We start from the raw sequence: 17,086 nt of genomic DNA, 5'->3' as shown, positions 1-17,086 counted from the left end.
TGATGACGCGCTTGGCGTCGATCAGTGCTGTTTTGTTGGGCGCGTTGGCCGACCAGACACGGACCGCGTCGGGAAGCGGCGGATGGCGGAGATGACGGCCCGGCTGAGCGGATAGATTCTCAGGCCAGGCCGAGTTGGGTCAGCAGCGTGCCGAGATTTTAGTAAGCGTGCACTGAGACGGCCCGCCCATCGTTGTCGACCTGCCAGACGTCGGTTCCCGGGATGTCGAACTGACGGCCGGTCGGCGCGACACCGGGTGGAAACCCTTCGCCGCTGTGGGTTCCGACCATCCGCCACTCCTGTGACACCCTACGATTGAGAACATCCACCAGCGGCTCACCGACAGCGTGAAAGGTCAGATCGGGAAAACCGGTCCACGCTGCGGTGAAGAATCCGCCGGCCTGCTCGTGGTCGGTGATCGGTGCGGGCAACGACGGATCTTCCCAGTGCACCGTTTCAGCGATCGCGGCCAGGGCGGTGGCGAGATCACGCTGGTTCCACGCGGCGAAATAGCGTGCGGGATAGGCAGAGACGTCGGCGATTTGAACCGCCATGGCAAGCGTCCTTTCGTGATTGGCCGGTCTGAAGCGTGGCACCCACCCTAACGCCGTCACCGAAGGTGACTCGTCCCCCTAACGGGAGGTATTCCGGACTGCTCGCCGTGCCGAACAGGTCACGCCGACGACGCGTGATCATGACTTCGCCGGGACAACAGATTCAGCGAAAGACACTTCGACCGAACCGAGTTCGTCGACCCGGGCCGCGTACGTACTGCCAGGACACACCGGCACCATAGGGCCCAGTGCGCCGGAGAGCACGATGTGGCCGGCGCGCAACGGACGGTGGTCGAGATCGCCATCAGCCCATGCTGCTGCCGCCGTTGACATAGATCGTCTGCCCGGTGATGAACCGGCTGTCTTCGCCGGCCAGAAACGCGACCGCCGCCGCCACCTCGGTCGGATCGCCTGGGCGGCCGAGCGGCACCATGGCCGTACCCTGTTCGATGACCTGCGCCAGTCGCGTTGGTGTTCGGCCGGATTCGAGCAGTGTTGCCAATTCCGGTGTGCGCACATAGCACGGCGCCACGGTGTTCGCGGTGATGCCGGCTGCGGCGAACTCGCGTGCCAGCCCGGCAACCATCGCGTGCACACCGCCCTTGGCGGCGTTGTACATGGCGTGGTCCATCAACCCGGTGCGCACCGAGTCGGCGCCGATGTTGATGATGCGACCATGACGACGAGACACCATGTGCGGCAACGCCGCCCGCACACAGTAGATGGTGGTCCACAGGTTGTTGTCGACGGTCGCCCGCAGTGTCTCCTCGGTGTGCTCGAGGGTGGGGCGGATCACGCCGCCGCCGGCGTTGTTGACCAGGATGTCGACATGGCCGAGCGCCCGGATCGCCGCGGTCACGAGGTCATCGGCCGTGCCGGGACGGTGGAGATCGCCGATGAATCCGCCGGCAACGGGTGCATGTTCGCAGGCGCGCTCCAAGTCTTCCTGGCAGCGTGTGGCCGCGAAAACCGCAGCGCCATCGGCGATCAGTCGCGCCGTGATTCCCATGCCGATGCCGGATCCGGCGCCGGTGACGACGGCCGTTCGCCCGCGGAGTGCGCCGCTCACAGGATGATCGCCACGTCGGCCACCGAACGTAAGTCGGTCATGTCCAATTCGGCCCGCTTTCTGACGATCCGGAAGCAGCCGTCGCGGTGGCGTAGCCGGTAGTGGTATCGGCCCACATAACAACTGGTCCGTCCGGCGCGGAACCGCCACACCGTGAACGACGCGGTCACCGCGATGCCGTCGTCTGATGGATTCACCCGGACATTGAAAACCTGATGGTTGGTTCGGGAATGCGGGTATTCGCGGTGGGCGCGTCGGCTGTTGAGTCGGGCAACCCTGGCCGTCAGACGCACGTGGTTGTCGTCGATGAGCATCAGGTCGTGGGCGGGGTCGCCGTCGGGTGCGTCGTTGCAGGGCACCTCGTACTTGGCGTCCCCGTCGAACAGCAGGAGCCATTCGTCGAGGGCCCAGGTGTCCAGTAATGCGGCCTCCGCATACAGGAATTCCTCGACCTGCTCTCTTGAGAACGCCTGCTGCGGCACGGGCGCGGCGGTCATTGGGCACCCGTCAGGTCAGCGGCGGTGCCCATCTGCTGCTGCCAGCGGCGCCAGAATGCGCGCATCTGTTCTTCGTCGTTGGCCATCGGAACGCGGCCCATGCCGCGGGAGATGTCGTTCCATTCGACTCCGCCGCTGCTGAAGCCCTGCTGACAGGACTCCAGCGCCTCTACGTCGTCGGGCGTCGCAAAGCCGCCCGGGCCCAGGAATGTCAGGAAGCTGTCGAGTCGGCGATGACGCAGGGAAGGGGCCTCCTTGCTGGGAGCCAATGCCCATGCGGTGACGTCAACCGTATCGGGTGCGGGCGGGTAGAAGGTGCGCACGGTCACGGCCATGATGTCGTTGATGATCAGGTTGGGGTAGATGAGCAGGTTGCGGTTGACCTCGGCCATCGCGTGGGCCTGTTGCTCACCGTAGCGGGCAACCAGATCCGCGCGCAGCCTGTCGATTTCGGTGCGGGCATCATCGCCGAACAGCGGCTCCCACTTTGCGACCGGGCGCCCCCAGGGGGAGCTGTATTCGATTACGGCGTGACCGTTGCCCAGGTTGACGGCTCGGCCGCTGACACCCCCGTGCAGATCGGTGCCGATGGACACCAGGTACTTGAAGTAGGTGTCGTGCGTGGACTCCGCATGGTATCCGTCGAAACTATTCTCCACCAACAGCTTCCAGTTGGCCGCGAAACTGTACTGATTGGTGCCGCGCGCCATCTCGACCGAGCCGCCGCAGCCGTCGACGACGAGATCGAGGTAATGTCTGGCACCGGCCAAATAGGTCGGCAGATCCTCGATGTCGGGGTCGAAGCAGGCGAACACGAAGCCCCGGTAGGACTCCACGCGCGCCACCCGCTTGAGTCCCAGCTCGTCGAAGTTCAGCCCGCCGGCGTAGCCGTCGCGGTCTGGCACCCCCTTGAGCCGGCCTTCGGAGTCAAAGGTCCACGCGTGGTAGAAGCACTGGAACACCTTGGAATTGCCGGATTCCTGCCGGCACACTACCGCGCCGCGATGCGTGCAGGTGTTGTGGAACACGTTGACGTTACCGGTTTTCACCCCGCGGACCATGAAGATCGGCCGCCCGGCGACCGGCCGCCGGACGAAGTCCCCCGGCTCGGGAATCTCGGATTCGTGTCCGACGTAGAGCCACGATCGGGAAAAAATCCGCTCCACCTCGGCCCGGTGCACCTGGGGCGAGGTGAGGGCCGAGCGGTGCACCCGAAAGCGCTGGGACACCGGGTCATCCACGACCAGAGGCAGCTGCGCCGCTACCTCGTTCCTCGGCCGCGGTTGGATGCCGGTGCTCATCGGCGGGACAGATAGTCGGTGACCAGCGCGGAGAATTCGTTTGCGCGCTCGATCTGAGTCCAATGCCCGCACGCGCTGAACACGTGCAGGTCGGCATTCGGTAACAACCCCAGCATCGTGACCGAGACCTGCACTGGCACCACCTTGTCCTCGCGCCCGTGCACCAGCAGGGTGGGCGTGGTGATGGCGCGCACCTCGTCTTCGGTGATACCAAGCTGGGACCCGGCGTGCCGTGGATCGAAGAACATGGCGCGATACGCCTGGTAGGCGCCATCGGCGATGCTTGCCTGGTAACGGATTTCGACAAGCTCGTCGGTGATCATCGCCGGATCGACGGCGAAGTAGTCGCGCAGCAGATCACTCATTGCACCACGCGAAGGTGTGTAGGCGCGCAGCGCGGCAAGACCGTCGGTAAGTGTCATGCCGACACCGGGTGCGCCCATGAGCACCATCCTGGTGATCCGGTCCGGGTTGTCCGTGGCCATCTGCAGCGCGATGCGCCCGCCCAGCGAGTTGCCGACGATAGCGGCCTTTTCGATGCCGAGTGCATCGACGAAGGCCCAGATGTGATCGGTCCAGCTGCGCAGGGAATAGACGACGTCATCCGGTCGCGCGGTATCGCCGAATCCGACAATGTCGGGCGCGAGTACTCGGAATCGCCGGGACAGCACGCCAATGTTTCCTTCCCAGTTGGCGATCGCTGATACGCCGGGGCCCGAGCCGTGCAGCATCACAACCGGTTCGCCGGCGCCGGCCTCGAGGTAGCTGGTTTCGATGCCTCCGGCAGTTATGGTGCGTGGTTGCAGCACGCTGGCTGCGACGGTTGCCGTCATCGTGATCCTCCTTCGGTGAACACCGCAAAACACTTGTTGGAGTTGAAGACATCCGTGGTGACGAGCTCTGACCAGGCGAGGTCCAGACCCAGTTCATCAACCGCGCCGGTCAGGCAGAACCAGTTGAGCATTTCGTGCTGGCCCGAGTCGACGATGTCGCGGCTGGGTGTGGCTTGCCATGTGGCGTAGTCACGGTCGACGAATTGCTGGTACAGCCGCCGGTCGGCGGCGGTGTCGGGGGTTATGTGCCAGGTCTTGTCGGTCAGAAACGCGTGCGACCAACTCGAGGAAGCCACCAATGCCACACGCAGATCGGTGTCGCGGAACGCTTCGGCGACCGCCCGGCCCAGCGCGAAACAGCGTGCGGGTGTGGGCCCACAGGGGTCGAGCCGCTCGTCGACGATGTCGGCGAATCGCGCCAGGCCCCCTCGGCGGGCGATCGCGTGCTGGCCGTAGCAGTTGACGGTGATCGGGATGAGTCGGTAGTTGAAGCGCGCTCCGGCATCGGGGTAGTCCAGAAACAGTTGGGTATTGACAATCGCGTGGGGAAACGGTGCGTCGCGCCGCTTTCGGTAGGAGTAGGCGACGTCGAATCCCCGGCCGATCAGGTCGTTCGCCAGCCGGCGAGCACTCTCGGCGTCGCCGTGCAACGTGATGGTGGTGTCGTCGGGCAGGCCCCACGCGTTCGGGCTACCGCGACGGGTCATCAACTCGAATGGGCGGACGGTCTCGTCGCCGTAGGCGAGCACACAGAACGGCGGCACGACCTCCTCGCGGAAGTTCTCGTACTGATCGTCACCCCAGACCACCACGACGTCGGGGCTGAAGTCGTCGAGGGCATCGCGGCAGCGGGAAAGGTTCTCTACCAGTAACTTACGGTGTCTGGCCGCTGCGGCGACGCCGCTGTCCCACTCGGCCCGCATCGCCGCCGGCCAGTTGGCGGGATCCTTTGCCGCGGTGGGGATATCGGGATCAGCCAGCGTCCAGCGCAACAGGTCCGCCATGTGCTCGTCGGTGCCGGCCAGCAGCGGGTAGTGAGTCAGGCCCAGACCCAGGAACTCGGCCATTGTGCTCCTCCATATTCGTCCGGCAGATTTTGCGACGCAGACCGTCGGGCAGGGTGGCGACGATGTCGTCGAGCGGTTCGGGCATCGCGGCGAAGGGGTAGTCGGAGCCGAAGACGACGTGGTCGGTGCCGAATACGTCGATTGCGGTCTGTAATGCCCCGCGGTCGTAGGTCAAGCTGTCACACCACAGTTGGCGGGCCAGTCGGCTTGGCAACTCGGGTGAGTCGGCTGCCATGCCGGCGACGACCGCCCCTTTGTCGAGTCGCCCGAGTAGCGCCGGCAGCGCACCTGCTCCGTGCGCTAGGCAGATTCGCACTTCGGGGCGGCGCTGGAGTGCGCCGCCGATCAACAGCGCCGCCGCCGCCAAGGCTGTCTCAATCGGCATACCCGCGCCGAAGCCCAGTCCCAGATTCCTTATCCGCGGTGCAAGGTCCTGGTCGCTGGGGTGGACGAGAACCAGGGCGCCGAGCTCGTGGGCGACAGCGAAAAACCGATCCAGGCTGGGATCGGCGAGTTCGGTGTCGCCGACGCGCGAACCGATCTCCACGCCGAGGAAGCCTCGGTGGCGCATGCACCGGCGCATCTCGTCGACGGCACGGTCGGGATCCTGCAGGGCAACCGCGCCAAGCGCGGCGAATCGGGTCGGGTGCTGGTGGATAATTCGAGCGAAGAACTCGTTCTGAACCGACGCCAGTTCGGCCGCGCCGCCCGCCGATGCCCGGTAACAGAACGTGACAGGAATTGGTGAAAGCACCTGCACGGCAATGCCTTCGTGATCCATATCGGCAATGCGGGGGGTCGGGGACCAGCACCGGTGATCGATGCGACGGTAGTGCTGTCCGCCGAACAGCAGAATCGCCTCGGTGTCGCCGATCCGCTCGATGCCGGGCCACAGGTCGTCCGGATAGGACGCGTGCAGATCCGGTAGGACCTCATCGATCGCGTGGGTATGGACATCGATGATGCCGATGGCGGCGGGCGTTTGAGTGTTGATGGCAGTCGCTCCACGCAACAAGTGGGAAAGGCAGTTGTACCGACGATAGCTATTGTGCATACATAATTCAAGATATGCATGCACAATGTTGAGATCACATTGCCCCGGCGGCGGAGGTGGTGGCATGCCTGCGCAGTGGTCGGCCGAACCGACCGTTCAGTCAGGGGTGCTGAGGGGTGTTGGGGGTGCGGTCCGGGTCGTCAGCGCGGATCAGGTCTTTGTCGTGGCGGTTGAGCGAGGCGACGAAAGACGCCTGATCGTGCAGCGCGATGGCCGCCACAATGTCGTCGTGGACGTCAAGGCTGGCGGCGAGCAACGGTTCGTATTGGTCGACGAACCTCACCCGCGTCAGGACCGCCTTGATGCTGGTCACGATCGTCTGATGCATCCCCTCCAGGACGGGGATGTGCGCCGCGGCGGCGACGACGCCGTGGAACGCGAGTACGGCATCGAAGAACCGCGCGGCATCGGTGCTGGCCCGCAGCGTAACCATCGCTGCGCGCATCGCGGTGACGTCATCGGCGTCGGCGCGTTCGAACGCCGCCTTGGTAAGGCCAAACTCGAGGTACAGGCGAGCTTCGAACAGGTCCAAGGGATGCGGGTTGGACGGCTGAAACCAGAGGTCCAGCGCGCCTACGCGAACTTGCGGGGGGGCACTGGCCACGGTGATTCCGCCGCCCGGACCGGGTCGAACCGCCACCAGGTCGCGATCGCGCAGTATCCGCAACGTCTCGTTCATCACCGTCGGGCTGATGCCGAATCTGTCCATGATCTCCGAGCGGCGTCCCAGGTGGGCTCCGACGGGCAGGCGGGCGGTCAGAATCTCGTGTTCCAGATCGGCAGCCACACGTTCAGCCCGGGACGAGCGGAGTGTCTGGTCGCGACGTTGCACGCGCAGCCTCCTTTCCGGTCGCATCCGGTGCCGTCACGACACCGCAGCACAAGCTTCTCAGAATGAACCGCAGAATGCGGCCTACGACGCGATTCTGCCTGTTCTGAAGGCAAACGTGCTTGCCGCCAACGCGTTCGGCGCGTGCAAGTCCGCTCGCAAGTACCAGGAAACGCCGACGGCAGGATGCGGGGCATGGCGCTGCGATACCTCAAAACGGCTACGACATAGACGATTTGACGGATGTAGTAGCGACCGTGTGACGATGGGAGCGTGTCGTGGTCGGGCCTCTGCGCTGACCTCGATGTGCGCGGCAGCGCCAGAATCTGCGAGGGATGCAGGGCGGAGAAGTGACCCCATTGGGGTACTCATTATCCCTCTTGATGGAGCAGTCACCCGACTGCTGCCTCGATAGCGTTCACCCATGCCATCGGCTGGACGCGACTGTATGCGACCCTGCGGGAATCGGGATGTCCTCAGGGTGGCGGTTCGCACGCGGTGGTGGCGGGGGCAGCTGTGCTGATGACGGCTGCCTTCACCAAACCAGTCCGCGCGGTCGGGGGCTTCTTCGCGATGTCGCTGGACACCTTTGTGTTGATGTTCAGGCCGCCGGTCGCGTGGCGCGAATACCTGATTCAGACCTGGTTCGTGGCGCGGGTGTCCATGGTGCCCGCCCTGATGATGACGCTCCCGTACTCGGTGATCCTGACCTTCATCTTCAACATTCTGCTCACTGAAATCGGCGCCGGAGACTTCTCCGGAACCGGCGCGGCAATCGGCACGGTGAACCAGATTGCCCCCATCGTCACGGTTTTGGTGGTATCCGGCGCCGGCTCAACCGCGATGTGCGCCGATCTGGGTGCGCGGACCATTCGCGAGGAACTCGACGCGATGCGGGTGCTTGGCATCAATCCCATCCACCGACTGGTGGTCCCGCGCGTGCTGGCGGCCACCACGGTGGCGTTGGCGCTGGAATCGGCGGTGACCGTGGTCGGACTGAGCGGCGCGTTCTTTTTCACCGTGTACGTGCAGCACGTCTCGGCGGGGGCGTTCGTGACGGGGCTGACGACGCTGACCGGCCTCGGCGATGTCATCGTATCGCTGGTCAAGGCAATGCTTTTCGGGATGGCGGCCGGCTTGATCGCCTGCTATATGGGCATCTCGGTCGGCGGTGGTCCGGCCGGTGTCGGCAATGCGGTCAACGAGACCGTGGTGTTCACGTTCATGGTCCTGTTCGCGATCAACGTCATCGTGACGGCCGTTGGTATTCAGTTCACGGTTACCTGAGGTGAACCGATGACAGAGATTACCGCGGCGAGACCTTCGGCGATGCTCCATCCGCGGCTCCGGCGCACGTTCGACAGCACCCGGAGTGAATGGAATCGCGTCGGGACCCAGATGCGCTTCTATGCAAGCACATTGGGTTCAATCCCCGATGCCGTGGTCAACTACCGCGGCGAGTTGCTGCGGCTGATCGCCCAAATGGGCCTGGGTGCGGCGGCTCTGGCGATGATCGGCGGGACTGTGGTGATCGTCGGATTCCTGACGATGACCACCGGCGCGCTGGTTGCGGTACAGGGTTACAACCAACTGGCGTCCGTCGGCATCGAAGCCCTCACCGGGTTCGCCTCGGCCTACTTCAACGTGCGGCTGATCGTGCCGGGAACCGCGTCAGTCGCGCTGTCGGCAACCATCGGTGCCGGAGCCACCGCTCAGATGGGAGCCATGCGGATCAACGAAGAGATCGATGCGCTCGAGGTGATCGGCATTCGCAGCATCAGCTACCTGGCATCCACCCGGGTCGTTGCCGGTATCGTTGTGGTCATCCCGCTGTACTGCGTGGCAATCATGATGGCGTTCTTGGCATCCCGGAGTGGTACCACCGCAATCTACGGCCAGGGCTCCGGCGTCTACGACCACTACTTCAACACCTTCCTCAGCCCGCGCGACATCATCTGGTCGTTCTTCCAGGTGGTGGCGATCACGATCGTGGTCATGCTGGTGCACACCTTCTACGGCTATACCGCGCACGGCGGTCCTGCGGGGGTTGGTGAAGCAGTGGGGCGCGCGGTAAGGACCTCCATGGTGGTTGCGGCCGTGGAGATCGTGATGATCACGCTGGCCGTCTACGGCCAGTCTGGCAACTTCCACCTGGCCGGTTAGTGCAATGGCCCACAAATCAGGAGTGCATCGCATCTCGCCGGCCTGGTGGACGGTGATCCTGTTGCTCGCCGTCGTCTTGTTCATGGTCGTGACGACGACGGCATTCGCCGGGACCTTCAGGTCGTATGTACCGGTGACCCTGAGCTCGGAGCGTGCGGGTCTGGTGATGGAGACCGGGGCCAAGGTCGAGTTGCGCGGCGTGCAGGTCGGCCGGGTTGGCCAGATCGGCGACACTAGGAACAGGGCGAGCTTGGCCCTCGAACTCGACCCTGACCAGATCCGCTACATCCCGGCCAATGTCAAGGCAAAGATCAGCGCCACCACCGCTTTTGGCGCGAAGTTCGTCGAACTGGTGTACCCGGAGAACCCGAGTCCGGCCCGGCTGAAGGCGGGTGCGGTGCTGCAGTCGGAAAATGTCAGCACCGAGATCAACACCGTCTTCGAGAACGTCGTCGACCTGCTCGGCATGATCGATCCGGTCAAGTTGAACGCGGTGCTGACCGCGGTGGCCGACGGTGTGCGCGGACAGGGTGCGCGGATGGGGGAGGCGACCACCGACCTCAACGAGGTGTTGCAGGCGCTCAATGCGCGCAGCGAAACCATGCGCCAGGACTGGCGTTCCTTCCGGAACTTCAACGACACCTACGGCGCGGCCGCTCAAGACATCGTGAAGATCCTGAACGCGACCAGCACCACCAGCACCACCGTGGTCAATCATTCTAGATCGTTGGATTCGTTGCTGCTCAACGTCATTGGCTTGTCAAATGCCGGCACCAACCTGCTCGGTCCCAACCGGGACAATCTCGTCTCCGCGGTCAACGTTCTCGAGCCCACGACGAACCTGTTGAACAAGTACAGCCCGGAGTACACCTGCTTTTTGCAGGGCGCCAAGTGGTATCTGGACAACGGCGGCTATTCCGCGTGGGGCGGCGATGGTCGCACGCTCCAACTCGATGTCGCTTTGTTGTTCGGTAACGACCCCTACGAGTATCCCGAGAACCTGCCGATCGTGGCCGCCAAGGGTGGGCCGGGCGGAAAGCCGGGCTGCGGATCGTTGCCGGATGCCACCAAGAATTTCCCGGTACGCCAACTCATTACGAACACCGGGTGGGGAACCGGACTCGACATCCGTCCGAATCCCGGTCTCGGACATCCCTGCTGGGCCGACTACCTGCCGGTGACCCGCGCCGTGCCGGAACCGCCGTCCATCCGCCAATGCATTCCTGGCCCTGCGGTCGGGCCCATCCCGTATCCCGGCGCTCCGCCGTACGGGGCGCCGCTGTACGGGCCGGGTGGCGTGCCGCTGTGGCCCGGGATACCGCCGGCTGCACCCGAATCCGGCCAGCTTCCGGCCGTGCCGTCACCGACGGCCGAAATGGCGCCGCCACCATGACCGCCGACTTTCCACCCAAGCAGGAGAAGGAGCCATGCGGGAAAACCTGAGAGGCGTCGTCGTGCGCCTGGGCATCTTCCTGTCGGTATGCCTGCTGGCCGCGTTTTCGCTGGTCGCCATTTTCGGTCAGCTCCGGTTCAGCGAAGGCAAGACCTACTTCGCCGAGTTCAGCAATGTGTCCAATCTCCGGGAGGGCAAGCTGGTCCGCATCGCCGGCGTGGAGGTCGGCAAGGTCACCACCATTTCCATCAACCCCGATGCGTCGGTGCGGGTCGCATTCACCGCCGACGATTCGGTCGTCCTGACCGAGGGAACCCGGGCGGTGATCCAGTACGACAACCTGTTCGGTGACCGATATCTGGCGCTGCAGGAGGGCACCGGGGGACTCAAGGTATTGAGTCCGGGGCAGACGATTCCGGTGGCGCGCACGCAACCGGCGCTGGATCTCGACGCGCTCATCGGTGGATTCCGCCCGTTGTTCCGTGCGCTGAACCCGGATCAGGTCAACGCCCTGAGCGGGCAGTTGGTGCAGGCATTTCAAGGGCAAGGCCCCACGATCGCCTCATTCCTGGACCAGGCGGCGGCGGTGACCAACACGTTGGCGGACCGAGATCAGTTGATCGGGCAGGTCGTCACCAACCTCAACGTGGTGCTGGGTTCGCTGGGCGGCCAGACCGAGCGGTTGGACAAAGCGGTGACATCGCTGTCGCAGCTGATTCACGGCCTGGCACAACGAAAAACGGACATCTCCAACGCGGTGGCTTACACCAATGCCGCCGCCGGGTCGGTAGCCGACCTCCTGTCGCAGGCCCGTGAACCGGTGAAGAAGGTGGTTGCCGAGACCGACCGGACCGCGACGATCGCCCTGGCGGACCATGACTATCTCGACAATCTGCTCAACACGCTTCCGGACAGGTACCGCGCCCTGGTCCGCCAGAGCGTCTACGGCGACTACTTCGCCTTCTACTTCTGCGATGTCGTACTCAAGGTCAACGGCAAAGGGGGGCAACCGGTTTACATCAAAGTGGCCGGTCAGGCCACGGGACGGTGCGCACCGAAATGAAGTCCTTCTCTGAACGCAGCCCGCTGGTCATCGGCGCCGTCGGCATAGTGACAGTCGCGGGAATCGCGGTGGGCGCTCTCCAGTACCAGAAGCTGCCGTTCTTCAACGAAGGCAGAGACGTGTCCGCCTATTTCGCCGACGCCGGCGGGCTCCGGACGGGAAACAGTGTCGAGGTTTCGGGTTATCCGGTGGGGAAGGTATCCAGCATCGAACTCGATGGAACCGGGGTGCTGGTCAGTTTCAAGGTCGGCAAGAACATCCGGCTCGGCGATCGCACCGAGGCGGCCATCAAAACCAAAGGCCTCCTGGGCAGCAAGATCCTTGATGTGCTGCCCCGCGGTGACGGTCAGCTCAAAGGTCCGATACCTATGGAGCGGACCATCTCGCCCTACCAGCTGCCCGAGGCCCTCGGTGACCTGGCCACCACGATCAGCGGGCTGAACACCCAGCAGCTGTCTGGATCGCTGAGCACCCTGGCGCAGACCTTTGCCAATACGCCGCCCGACCTCAAGAACGCGCTGCAGGGCGTCGCGCGATTCGCACAAACACTCGACGAGCGCGACGCCCAACTCCGCAATCTGCTCAGCAACGCGGCCAAGGCAACCGGCGTGCTGGCCAAGCGCACCGACCAGATCGTCGACTTGGTGCGCGACACCAACGCGTTGCTGGCCCAACTGCGGACACAGAGCGCCGCGCTGGGCCAGATCTGGCGGAACATCTCGGCGGTGTCGCGGCAGCTGGAAGGGTTCATCGCCGAGAACCGGCAGCAGTTGCGGCCCGCGCTGGACAAGCTCAACGGGGTGCTGGCGATCGTCGAACAGCGTAAAGAGAGGTTGCAACAGGCCATCCCACTGATCAACACCTACGTGATGTCGCTGGGCGAATCCGTCTCGTCCGGGCCATTTTTCAAGGCGTACGTGGTGAATCTGCTTCCGGGGCAGTTCGTGCAGCCGTTCATCGGTGCCGCATTCTCTGATCTGGGACTCGACCCGGCCACCCTGCTGCCGTCGCAGCTGACCGACCCGCCGACCGGCCAGCCCGGGACCCCGCCGTTGCCGATGCCGTACCCCCGGACCGGCCAGGGTGGCGAGCCGCGCCTGACACTGCCCGACGCGATCACCGGCAACCCCGGCGATCCGCGCTATCCCTATCGGGAACCGTTGCCCGCACCGCCGCCGGGAGGGCCGCCGCCGGGACCGCCGGCGCCACCGCCGGCGAGCCTGCAGTCCACGCCCGAACCGACACCCAAGCCGGTCTACGTGCCGGCACCGGGTGAGCTGCCGTCCTCTCAGCATCCGGGAGGCCAACCGTGATCAAGGACCTGCGGCGGGCCCGTGCCGTGTTGATGACGACCCTCGTCCTGATGCTTGTGGCCGGCGTCGTGGTCGCAATGCGAGCCAACGACAAGGCGGACCGGACACTCGTGGTCGCCTATTTCGACAACACCAACGGGTTGTTTGCCGGCGACGACGTCCGCATCCGGGGCGTGCCGGTAGGCAAGATCGTCAAGATCGAACCGCAGCCGCTGCGGGCGAAGGTTTCGTTCTGGTTCGATCGCAAATACAAGGTGCCCGCTGACGCCAAAGCCGCGATCCTGTCGCCACAATTGGTGACGGGCCGCGCTATTCAGCTCACGCCGCCGTACAGCGGCGGGCCCACGATGCAGGACGGCGCGGTGATTCCTTCGGATCGCACCGCGGTGCCGGTCGAGTGGGATGACTTACGGACCCAACTGCAGCGGCTGACCGATCTACTCAAACCCGATCAGCCGGGCGGCGTCAGCACATTGGGCTCCCTCATCAACACCGCCGCCGACAACCTGCGCGGACAGGGCTCCACCATCCGCGACACGATCATCAAGCTGTCCCAGGCGGTGTCGGCGCTCGGCGACCACAGCAAGGACATCTTCGCCACCTTCCGGGATCTGTCGACGCTCGTGTCGGCGCTGCACGACAGCGCAGATCTGCTCGAGCAGCTGAATCAGAACCTCGCCGCCGTGTCCTCGGTGCTGGCCGACGACCCGAACAAGGTTGGTCAGGCAGTCGAGGACCTCAATGCCGTCCTGGGGGACGTAGGGAGCTTCGCCGCCGACAACCGAGAGGCAGTCGGCACCGCGTCGGACAAACTGGCGTCGATCACCCAGGCGCTGGTCGGCAGCCTTGACGACATCAAGCAGACGCTGCACATCGGCCCAACGGTCTTGCAGAACTTCAACAACATCTTCGAACCGGCCAACGGTGCGCTGACCGGCGCGCTGGCCGGCAATAACATGGCCAATCCCTTGGCCTTCCTCTGCGGAGCGGTGCAGGCCGCCTCCCGGCTGGGAGGCGAGCAAGCGGCGAAGCTCTGCGCCCAGTACATGGCGCCCATCCTGAAGAACCGCCAGTACAACTTTCCGCCCATTGGGGAGAACCTGTTCGTCGGCGCGCAGGCCAGACCCAACGAGGTCACCTACAGCGAAGACTGGATGCGACCCGACTTCGTACCGCCGGCCGCGCCAGTGCCCCCGACAGCGCCCGGCACTGAGGCGACGACCGCCGGTCCGGCCGAGGCGGTGGCTACCGACCCCGCCGCCGGCCTGCGCGGTCTGATGCTCCCGCCAGGAGGTGGCTCATGAGGATCAGCCGCTGGCGCCACCTGGTCGCAACTCTGGCCCTGCTCGCGGCCGTGGCGGGGACATCCGGCTGCGGCTGGCACGGGCTGAACTCGCTGTCGCTGCCGGGCACCCAGGGTGACGGCCCGGACTCCTTCGAGATTCAGGCACAGATGCCCGATGTCAACAACATTCAACCGAACTCCCGGGTGCGCGTCGCCGACGTGACGATCGGTCATGTGACCAAAATCGCGCGCGAGGGCTGGCACGCGCTGGTCACGATGCGGCTCAACGGCGATGTGAACCTGCCGGCCAACGCAACAGCCAAGATCGGCACCACCAGCCTGTTGGGCTCCTATCACATTGAGCTCAGCCCACCCAAAGGTGAAGCGCCGCAAGGCAAGTTGCGTTCTGGTGCGCTGATTCCGCTGTCCCGCGGGGCCGCCTACCCGAGTACTGAGCAAACACTGGCTGCACTGTCGCTGGTGCTCAACGGGGGCGGCCTGGGCCAGATCCAGGACATCACCGAGGCGTTCAGCACCGCGTTTCGCGGCCGCGAACAGGATCTGCGCAGCCTGATCGGGCAGCTCGACAAATTCACCGCCAACCTCAACAACCAGTCCGGTGACATCATCGCGGCCACCGACAGCCTCAACCGCCTGGCCGGCACATTCGCCGCCCAGCAACCCGTGCTGGACCGGGCGCTGGCCACCATTCCCGACGCGCTCGCGGTACTCAACGACGAGCGGCACACCCTGGTCGAGGCGGCCGATCAATTGAGCAAATTCAGCGCACTGACCGTCGACTCGGTGAACAAAACCAAAGCGAACCTGGTCAAAGAATTGAAAGACCTTGGGCCCGTGCTGGAGTCGCTCGCCAACGCCGGTCCGAGCCTGACCCGGGCGCTCAGCCTGATCGCCACCTTCCCCTTTCCGAACGAAACCTTCCAGAACTTTCAACGCGGTGACTACGCAAACCTCACAGCGATCATCGACCTCACGCTCAGCCGAATCGACCAGGGCATATTCACCGGAACCCGATGGGAGTGCCATCTGACCGAGCTGGAGCTGCAGTGGGGACGCACCATCGGCCAGTACCCCAGCCCCTGCACAGCAGGCTATCGGGGTACTCCCGGCAACCCGCTGGCCATCCCGTACCACTTTGACCAGGGGTCCTAGATGCTGCATCTGCACCGACGAGTCAAGATCCAGCTGGCAGTCTTCACCGTGATCGCGCTGGCCGCCCTCGCCGTGATGTCGCTGCATTTCGTGAAACTGCCGGCCATGCTGTTCGGGGTCGGCCGTTACACAGTGAAGGTGGAACTGCCCGAGAGCGGCGGGATCTACAGCACGGGAAACGTCACCTACCGCGGCACCGAAGTCGGCCAGGTGCAGTCCGTGAGTCTGACCGACAACGGTGTCGAAGCGGTGCTGTCCCTGAAATCCGGCATCGACATTCCGTCCGACCTCAAGGCCGAGGTGCACAGTCAATCGGCGATCGGTGAGTCCTACATCGAGTTGTTGCCGCGCAACGCCACTTCGCCACCGCTCAAGGACGGCGACGTGATCCGGCGCCCCGACACCTCCGTGCCGCCGAACATCAACCAATTGCTGAGCGCTGCCAACACCGCATTGGCGGCGATACCTCGCGACAACCTGAAGACCGTCGTCGATGAGTCGTACACGGCGGTGGGTGGGCTGGGTCCCGAGCTTTCCCGCTTGATCTCGGGTTCGTCGAACCTGGCGATCGACGCCCGCAAGAACCTCGACCCGCTCGTCACGCTGATTGACCAGGCGCAACCGGTGCTGGATTCACAGACCCACACATCCGGTGCGATTGCGGGGTGGGCGTCACACCTGGCCGCCGTGACCACGGAATTGCAGACGCACGACAGCGCGGTCGCGGGCTCCATCGACCAGGGGGGCCCCGCGCTCGGGGAAATGCGGCAACTCATCGATCGGGTTCAACCCACCTTGCCGATCCTGCTCGCCAACCTCGTCAGCGTCGGACAGGTGGCGCTCACCTATCAGAACGACATCGAGCAACTGCTGGTCGTATTCCCGGAATCCATTGCCGCTGAACAGGCGGGCATCCTCGCCAACGTCAATACCAAACAGGCCTACCGGGGCCAGTACCTGAGCTTCAACCTCAATCTCAACCTGCCGCCGCCGTGCACCACCGGCTTCCTGCCGGCACAGCAGCAGCGGAACCCCACCTTCGAGGACTACCCGCAGCGAGCACCCGGCGACCTGTACTGCAGGGTTCCGCAGGACTCGCCGCTCAACGTGCGCGGTGCCCGCAACACTCCCTGTGAAACCGTGCCCGGCAAGCGCGCACCCACCGTCAAGTTGTGCGAAAGCAACGAACAGTACGTGCCACTCAACGACGGCAACAACTGGAAGGGCGACCCCAACGCGACGTTGTCCGGTCAGGGCATCCCGCAGCTGCCGCCCGGATCCCCGCCGCCGGTGCCCGGGGCCGCGCCCGGACCCGATCCGCCACTGCCGCCGATCGCCGCCGCCCAGTACGACCCGGCGACGGGCAGCTACGTCGGACCCGACGGACATCAGTACACCCGGTCCGATCTGGCCCAGACCGCGCCGAAGGACAGGACGTGGCAGTCGATGCTGCTGCCACCCCCGTGACGGCAACGACACCTAGACCCACGAA

General features: G+C 64.7%; 16 protein-coding genes. 8 read left to right on the top strand and 8 right to left on the bottom strand.

Annotation, left to right across the window (positions count from 1 at the left end; all coding sequences use genetic code 11):
- Positions 1-158: 158 nt before the first annotated feature.
- The 8 genes from QXK92_RS20940 to QXK92_RS20905 all read right to left on the bottom strand — a co-directional run bounded on the left by QXK92_RS20940 (position 159) and on the right by QXK92_RS20905 (position 7,162).
- Positions 159-554, bottom strand: a complete 396-nt coding sequence (locus QXK92_RS20940) for an ester cyclase (RefSeq protein ID WP_306244851.1) — start codon at positions 552-554, stop codon at positions 159-161.
- A gap of 304 nt (positions 555-858) precedes the next feature.
- Complete coding sequence (locus QXK92_RS20935; RefSeq protein WP_306244849.1) at positions 859-1,623, bottom strand: SDR family NAD(P)-dependent oxidoreductase; 765 nt, start codon at positions 1,621-1,623, stop codon at positions 859-861.
- Positions 1,620-2,120 carry an aromatic-ring-hydroxylating dioxygenase subunit beta gene (locus tag QXK92_RS20930; protein ID WP_306244848.1) on the bottom strand — a complete coding sequence of 167 codons (501 nt, stop codon included), beginning with the start codon at positions 2,118-2,120 and terminating at the stop codon, positions 1,620-1,622. The genes QXK92_RS20935 and QXK92_RS20930 overlap by 4 nt, the downstream gene beginning before the upstream one ends.
- Positions 2,117-3,421, bottom strand: a complete 1,305-nt coding sequence (locus QXK92_RS20925) for an aromatic ring-hydroxylating dioxygenase subunit alpha (protein WP_306244846.1) — start codon at positions 3,419-3,421, stop codon at positions 2,117-2,119. The genes QXK92_RS20930 and QXK92_RS20925 overlap by 4 nt, the downstream gene beginning before the upstream one ends.
- Positions 3,418-4,254 carry an alpha/beta fold hydrolase gene (locus QXK92_RS20920; protein WP_306244844.1) on the bottom strand — a complete coding sequence of 279 codons (837 nt, stop codon included), beginning with the start codon at positions 4,252-4,254 and terminating at the stop codon, positions 3,418-3,420. Before QXK92_RS20920 ends, QXK92_RS20925 begins: the two co-directional genes overlap by 4 nt.
- Complete coding sequence (locus QXK92_RS20915; RefSeq protein ID WP_306244842.1) at positions 4,251-5,321, bottom strand: extradiol ring-cleavage dioxygenase; 1,071 nt, start codon at positions 5,319-5,321, stop codon at positions 4,251-4,253. Before QXK92_RS20915 ends, QXK92_RS20920 begins: the two co-directional genes overlap by 4 nt.
- Positions 5,227-6,336, bottom strand: coding sequence for an amidohydrolase family protein (locus QXK92_RS20910; protein WP_306244840.1), 1,110 nt, complete (start codon positions 6,334-6,336; stop codon positions 5,227-5,229). Before QXK92_RS20910 ends, QXK92_RS20915 begins: the two co-directional genes overlap by 95 nt.
- A gap of 139 nt (positions 6,337-6,475) precedes the next feature.
- Positions 6,476-7,162, bottom strand: a complete 687-nt coding sequence (locus QXK92_RS20905; protein ID WP_306244838.1) for a FadR/GntR family transcriptional regulator — start codon at positions 7,160-7,162, stop codon at positions 6,476-6,478.
- Between the two features lie 564 nt (positions 7,163-7,726).
- Here QXK92_RS20905 and QXK92_RS20900 point away from each other — a divergent pair.
- The 8 genes from QXK92_RS20900 to QXK92_RS20865 are packed head-to-tail and all read left to right on the top strand — an operon-like array spanning position 7,727 to position 17,061.
- The gene (locus tag QXK92_RS20900) at positions 7,727-8,491 is read left to right on the top strand and encodes an ABC transporter permease (protein WP_306244837.1); all 765 of its coding nucleotides are present in this window, start codon (positions 7,727-7,729) and stop codon (positions 8,489-8,491) included.
- A gap of 9 nt (positions 8,492-8,500) precedes the next feature.
- On the top strand, positions 8,501-9,367 hold the full coding sequence (locus QXK92_RS20895) for an ABC transporter permease (RefSeq protein ID WP_371934228.1): 867 nt from the start codon (positions 8,501-8,503) through the stop codon (positions 9,365-9,367).
- Between the two features lie 4 nt (positions 9,368-9,371).
- The gene (locus tag QXK92_RS20890; RefSeq protein ID WP_306244835.1) at positions 9,372-10,760 is read left to right on the top strand and encodes an MCE family protein; all 1,389 of its coding nucleotides are present in this window, start codon (positions 9,372-9,374) and stop codon (positions 10,758-10,760) included.
- A gap of 34 nt (positions 10,761-10,794) precedes the next feature.
- Positions 10,795-11,823, top strand: a complete 1,029-nt coding sequence (locus QXK92_RS20885; RefSeq protein ID WP_306244833.1) for a virulence factor Mce family protein — start codon at positions 10,795-10,797, stop codon at positions 11,821-11,823.
- Entirely contained in the window at positions 11,820-13,136 is a 1,317-nt protein-coding gene (locus tag QXK92_RS20880) for a virulence factor Mce family protein (RefSeq protein ID WP_306244832.1), read from the top strand. Before QXK92_RS20885 ends, QXK92_RS20880 begins: the two co-directional genes overlap by 4 nt.
- Entirely contained in the window at positions 13,133-14,440 is a 1,308-nt protein-coding gene (locus tag QXK92_RS20875) for a virulence factor Mce family protein (protein ID WP_306244830.1), read from the top strand. The genes QXK92_RS20880 and QXK92_RS20875 overlap by 4 nt, the downstream gene beginning before the upstream one ends.
- On the top strand, positions 14,437-15,594 hold the full coding sequence (locus QXK92_RS20870; RefSeq protein WP_306244828.1) for a virulence factor Mce family protein: 1,158 nt from the start codon (positions 14,437-14,439) through the stop codon (positions 15,592-15,594). Before QXK92_RS20875 ends, QXK92_RS20870 begins: the two co-directional genes overlap by 4 nt.
- Positions 15,595-17,061, top strand: a complete 1,467-nt coding sequence (locus tag QXK92_RS20865) for an MCE family protein (protein WP_306244826.1) — start codon at positions 15,595-15,597, stop codon at positions 17,059-17,061.
- The last annotated feature ends 25 nt before the right edge of the window (positions 17,062-17,086 follow it).

This window comes from Mycobacterium sp. TY815 (assembly GCF_030755135.1).
GTDB lineage: Bacteria > Actinomycetota > Actinomycetes > Mycobacteriales > Mycobacteriaceae > Mycobacterium.
The sequence above is the reverse complement of the archived record's forward strand: the minus strand, read 5'-3'. Positions and strand labels throughout refer to the sequence as shown.

Bases quoted from the DNA above. Each gene is read 5' to 3' on its own strand.
- QXK92_RS20870 (WP_306244828.1), top strand. From the start codon at position 14,437: ATGAGGATCAGCCGCTGGCGCCACCTGGTCGCAACTCTGGCCCTGCTC.
- QXK92_RS20925 (WP_306244846.1), bottom strand. From the start codon at position 3,421: ATGAGCACCGGCATCCAACCGCGGCCGAGGAACGAGGTAGCGGCGCAG.
- QXK92_RS20880 (WP_306244832.1), top strand. From the start codon at position 11,820: ATGAAGTCCTTCTCTGAACGCAGCCCGCTGGTCATCGGCGCCGTCGGC.
- QXK92_RS20940 (WP_306244851.1), bottom strand. From the start codon at position 554: ATGGCGGTTCAAATCGCCGACGTCTCTGCCTATCCCGCACGCTATTTC.
- QXK92_RS20915 (WP_306244842.1), bottom strand. From the start codon at position 5,321: ATGGCCGAGTTCCTGGGTCTGGGCCTGACTCACTACCCGCTGCTGGCC.
- QXK92_RS20920 (WP_306244844.1), bottom strand. From the start codon at position 4,254: ATGACGGCAACCGTCGCAGCCAGCGTGCTGCAACCACGCACCATAACT.
- QXK92_RS20865 (WP_306244826.1), top strand. From the start codon at position 15,595: ATGCTGCATCTGCACCGACGAGTCAAGATCCAGCTGGCAGTCTTCACC.
- QXK92_RS20930 (WP_306244848.1), bottom strand. From the start codon at position 2,120: ATGACCGCCGCGCCCGTGCCGCAGCAGGCGTTCTCAAGAGAGCAGGTC.
- QXK92_RS20885 (WP_306244833.1), top strand. From the start codon at position 10,795: ATGCGGGAAAACCTGAGAGGCGTCGTCGTGCGCCTGGGCATCTTCCTG.
- QXK92_RS20900 (WP_306244837.1), top strand. From the start codon at position 7,727: ATGACGGCTGCCTTCACCAAACCAGTCCGCGCGGTCGGGGGCTTCTTC.
- QXK92_RS20895 (WP_371934228.1), top strand. From the start codon at position 8,501: ATGACAGAGATTACCGCGGCGAGACCTTCGGCGATGCTCCATCCGCGG.
- QXK92_RS20890 (WP_306244835.1), top strand. From the start codon at position 9,372: ATGGCCCACAAATCAGGAGTGCATCGCATCTCGCCGGCCTGGTGGACG.